Source organism: Streptomyces sp. 8P21H-1 (assembly GCF_013302945.1).
Map to the genome: position 1 here is coordinate 1 of NZ_JABTYA010000049.1, position 4,598 is coordinate 4,598.

Annotated in this window: 3 protein-coding genes and 1 riboswitch; of the genes, 2 read left to right on the top strand and 1 reads right to left on the bottom strand. The window is 71.8% G+C overall.

The genetic code is table 11. The features are described from left to right. The first annotated feature begins 471 nt into the window (after positions 1-471). Positions 472-675: a DUF5999 family protein gene (locus HO151_RS00950; protein ID WP_149510476.1), complete on the top strand. Its 204-nt coding sequence runs from the start codon at positions 472-474 to the stop codon at positions 673-675. Positions 676-820: 145 nt separating this feature from the next. On the opposite strand, the gene gcvP is transcribed toward HO151_RS00950, so the two are convergent. After that, positions 821-3,706, bottom strand: coding sequence for an aminomethyl-transferring glycine dehydrogenase (gene gcvP / locus HO151_RS00955; RefSeq protein WP_173894236.1), 2,886 nt, complete (start codon positions 3,704-3,706; stop codon positions 821-823). A gap of 183 nt (positions 3,707-3,889) precedes the next feature. Beyond that, a riboswitch (glycine riboswitch) is annotated at positions 3,890-3,985 on the bottom strand. 144 nt (positions 3,986-4,129) lie between these two features. Between gcvP and HO151_RS00960 the strand changes: the two genes are divergently transcribed. Then, positions 4,130-4,504, top strand: coding sequence for a PRC-barrel domain-containing protein (locus HO151_RS00960; RefSeq protein ID WP_173894237.1), 375 nt, complete (start codon positions 4,130-4,132; stop codon positions 4,502-4,504). Positions 4,505-4,598: the final 94 nt, after the last annotated feature.

The window sequence follows — 4,598 nt, forward strand, 5'->3', positions numbered from 1 at the left end:
CGGCCGATCTGCTGCCCGTCCTGACGCACCGGCTCACGCCGAAGCCCGCGCCCGCACCCGCACCCGCCCCGCTGCTCGGCTCACCCGCCTGAGAGCACCCGCACCTCCGTGCCCCGCGGCCCCACCCCGGCCGCGGGGCACTTCGCCGTGGGCGCCGCACGGCCGGGAAGGGTGTCGCACGGAGTGACGCCGGGGACACGCGGCGCGCTCCTGGCCCGTACGGACTAGCCCCATCCGGCCATGGCGAACCCCCCGAAGGGACAGCCCGGTCGGAATGAACCGTCCGCGCGGGCCATGCGTCATGAACCTGTGAGGAGTGCTGCCGTCAAATCCCTGCGGATCGACGGCCGTAGGGCAACACTGGGTTCCGGACCATCTGACAAACGGGGGGCGGCCATGGACACCAGTTCGAGCCGCAAGACAGAGAACACACCCGACACCGACCTCACACCGAAGCGAAAGATCCCATCAATGTGCCAGCACCAGCGACCGTGCCCGACAGCCGACTCCGCCGACCGGGAAGCCGCGCTCCTCGTGGCGCACCACCCGGAGCAGGGATGGAGCCTGCTGTGCAACGGCGTCCTGCTCTTCGAGGACACCGGTGAGATCCTGCCGGACGGCCGGATCATCGCTCCGCACCGGTCGCCGGCCATGGACGTGATGACCGCCGCCTAGGCCGTCCTTCGAAGGCCGGCCGGGCGGCACGGCGCACCACGGACGGCGGAGCCGGCCGTCCGGACACACGAGGGGCCGGTCCCCGGGAAGCACTCCCGGAACCGGCCCCGACGCATGCCGCGCCCCCGCGGGAGCGGCCAGGGCATCAGCCCTCGTAGGCGTCCAGCGGCGGGCAGGAGCACACCAGGTTCCGGTCGCCGTACGCCTGGTCGATCCGCCGCACCGGCGGCCAGTACTTGTCGGCCGCCGAGACCCCTGCCGGGAACACGGCCTCCTCACGGCTGTACGCGTGCTCCCACTCCCCGCCGAGCGCCGCCGCCGTGTGCGGGGCGCCCCGCAGCGGGTTGTCGTCCGCCGCCCACTCCCCCGACCCGACCTTCTCGATCTCCGCGCGGATGGCGATCATCGCGTCGCAGAACCGGTCCAGTTCGGTGAGGTCCTCGCTCTCGGTGGGCTCGATCATCAGCGTGCCGGCCACCGGGAACGACATCGTCGGCGCGTGGAACCCGTAGTCGATGAGCCGCTTGGCCACGTCGTCGACGCTCACCCCGGTCGCCTTGGTCAGCGGCCGCAGGTCGATGATGCACTCGTGCGCCACCAGCCCGCGGGGCCCCGTGTAGAGGACCGGGAAGTGCGGCTCCAGGCGCTTGGCCACGTAGTTGGCGCTGAGCACGGCGACCTGCGTGGCCCGCTTGAGCCCTTCACCGCCCATGAGCCGGACGTACGCCCACGAGATCGGCAGGATGCCCGCGGAACCCCAGGGAGCCGCCGAGACCGGACCCACCCCCGTCTCCGGGCCCGCGGCGGGCTGCAGCGGGTGGTTGGGCAGGTACGGCGCCAGGTGCGCGCGCACGCCGACCGGGCCGACGCCCGGACCGCCGCCGCCGTGCGGGATGCAGAACGTCTTGTGCAGGTTGAGGTGCGAGACGTCGCCGCCGAAGTGCCCCGGCTTGGCGAGCCCGACCAGCGCGTTGAGGTTGGCGCCGTCCACGTAGACCTGGCCGCCCGCCTCGTGCACCTGCGCGCAGATGTCGGCGACGTGCTCCTCGAACACCCCGTGCGTCGAGGGGTACGTGATCATCAGCACGGACAGCTCGTCGCGGTACTGCTCGATCTTGGCCCGCAGGTCCTCGACGTCGATCTCGCCGTCCCCGGCGGTCTTCACGACGACGACCTTCATGCCCGCCATCACGGCGCTGGCCGCGTTGGTGCCGTGCGCGGAGGACGGGATCAGGCAGACGGTGCGCTGCTCGTCGCCGTTGGCCCGGTGGTACCCGCGGACGGCCAGCAGACCGGCCAGCTCGCCCTGCGAGCCGGCGTTGGGCTGCAGCGACACCTTGTCGTAGCCGGTGACCTCGGCGAGCCGCTCCTCCAGCTCACGGATGAGGGTGAGGTAACCCTGCGCCTGGTCGGCGGGGGCGAAGGGGTGCAGCTGCCCGAACTCGGGCCAGGTGACCGGCTCCATCTCGGTGGTCGCGTTCAGCTTCATGGTGCACGAGCCGAGCGGGATCATGCCCCGGTCGAGCGCGTAGTCGCGGTCGGCGAGGCGGCGCAGGTAGCGCAGCATCGCGGTCTCCGAGCGGTACTGGTGGAAGACCGGGTGCGCGAGGTACATGTCGGTGCGCAGCAGCGCGTCCGGCAGCGCGTCCTCGGTCGTCGCGTCCAGCGCCGCCACGTCGGCGTCGACGCCGAACGCCGACCAGACGGCGTCCAGCTGCGCCCGGGTCGTCGTCTCGTCGCAGGACAGGGACAGGTGGTCCGCGTCCACCAGGTGGAGGTTGACCCCGTTCCGGCGGGCGGCCTCGAGCGTCTCGGCGGCCCGGCCCGGCACCCGCACGGTGAGCGTGTCGAAGTACGCCTCGTGGACGACCTCGACACCCCCCGCCCGCAGCCCCGCGGCGAGGACCGCGGCGTACCGGTGGGTGCGCCGCGCGATGGTCTTCAGTCCCTCGGGACCGTGGTGGACGGCGTACATCCCGGCCATCACCGCGAGCAGCACCTGGGCCGTGCAGATGTTGCTGGTCGCCTTCTCCCGGCGGATGTGCTGCTCACGCGTCTGCAGGGCGAGCCGGTACGCCTTGTTGCCGTCCGCGTCCACCGAGACGCCGACGAGCCGGCCGGGCAGGCTGCGCGCGAACTTCTCCCGCACGGCCATGTATCCGGCGTGCGGCCCGCCGAAGCCCATCGGGACACCGAAGCGCTGCGTCGTGCCGACGGCGATGTCGGCGCCCAGCTCGCCGGGCGGGGTGAGGAGCGTCAGGGCGAGCAGGTCGGCGGCGACGGTGACGACCGCGCCCAGCTCGTGCGCCTGCTCGACGACGGGCTTCAGGTCCCGTACGGCGCCGGAGGCGCCGGGGTACTGGAGGAGCACGCCGTTGATCTCGCGCTCGGCGAGTGCGGCGGGGATGCCGTCGGTCAGGTCGGCGACGACGACCTCGGCGCCCGCGGACTCGGCACGGGTCCGGATCACGGCGACGGTCTGCGGCATGGTGTCCGCGTCGATGAGGAAGAAACCTTTCTTGTTCTTCCCCATGCGCCGTGACAGCGCCATGGCCTCGGCGGCCGCCGTGCCCTCGTCGAGCAGTGAGGCACCGGACGTCGGCAGGCCCGTCAGATCGGCGACCACCGTCTGGAAGTTGAGCAGCGCCTCCAGGCGGCCCTGGGAGATCTCCGGCTGGTACGGCGTGTACGCGGTGTACCAGGCGGGGCTCTCCATGACGTTGCGCAGGATCACGGGCGGCGTGAACGTCCCGTAGTAGCCGAGCCCGATCATGGAGTCGAGCACCTCGTTGCGGTCCGCCAGGGAGCGCAGCTCGGCCAGCACCTCGGCCTCGGTGCGCGCGCCGGGCAGGTCGAGCGCGTCGGCGTTCTTGATCACGTCCGGCACCGCGGCGGCCGTCAGCTCGTCGAGCGAGCCGTACCCCACCTGCGCGAGCATCTTGGCGCGGGCCTCGGAGTCGGGCCCGATGTGGCGCTGCTCGAAGGGGATTCCCTGTTCGAGTTCGGAGAGCGGAATACGCTGGGCGGTCATAACGGAGGCCTCCTGGTCCGACGACCTTCGAGGGCACCGCGGTCTGGGTGCCCGGACGGCCTCCCCCTCTGTCATCTCGACCTGAGAGCTTCACCGGCTCGCCGCGGGGGCACGCCGGCTTTCACCGTCGGTGAGAGCGGAAGCCGTCGAAGACTCGCATACCGCTCTGCTTTCCAGAGTGACCTCGTCCATGCGGTACGTGTGCCTGAGAGATTCCGGGGAGGAGTTGCTCCTTCGGCGCCTCCGGCGGTCTCCGGAGGACTCTCCCGCATGGGGTCAGCAGCCGTTGCTCAGGGTACCAGCGGGTTCCCCCGAGTGGCCGTCCCGCTCAAAGTGCTCTTTCGTAGTGCTTACGGATGAGTGTGCTGAGTGTGCTTACCGATGAGTGTGCTTACGGATGAGTTGCGAGCAGCTGGAGGGCCCGTGCAGACCGACATCGATCCGCGCAACCTGATAGGCCGCAAGGCGTTCGACCGCAACGGCACGCGGATCGGCACCGTCGACGAGGTCTACCTCGACGACGCGACCGGCGTACCGGAGTGGGCGGCCATCCGCACCGGCCTGTTCAGCCGGGACGCCTTCGTCCCCCTGCGGCCCAGCGCATACGCCGGCGGCTGTCTGCGCGTCCCGTTCGACCGGGACCTGATCAGGGACGCCCCGGACTTCGGCGTGGGCCGCCACCTCTCCCCCGAGCAGGAACTCCAGCTGCGCCACCACTACGCCCTGGACGCCTCCCCGCCGCCCGCTCTCCCCGGCCACGCCCCCGGCGACCTGGCCACCACGGAGGAACCGGCGTGACCCCGGCACCCGCCTGAGAGCCCGGGGAACGGCGCGGTCCCCCGCCCCGCCCTCACCCGCCCCCCGGCGGAGCCCCCCGCTCGACCAGCGGCAG

Bases quoted from the DNA above. Each gene is read 5' to 3' on its own strand.
- HO151_RS00950 (WP_149510476.1), top strand. From the start codon at position 472: ATGTGCCAGCACCAGCGACCGTGCCCGACAGCCGACTCCGCCGACCGG.
- gcvP (WP_173894236.1), bottom strand. From the start codon at position 3,706: ATGACCGCCCAGCGTATTCCGCTCTCCGAACTCGAACAGGGAATCCCC.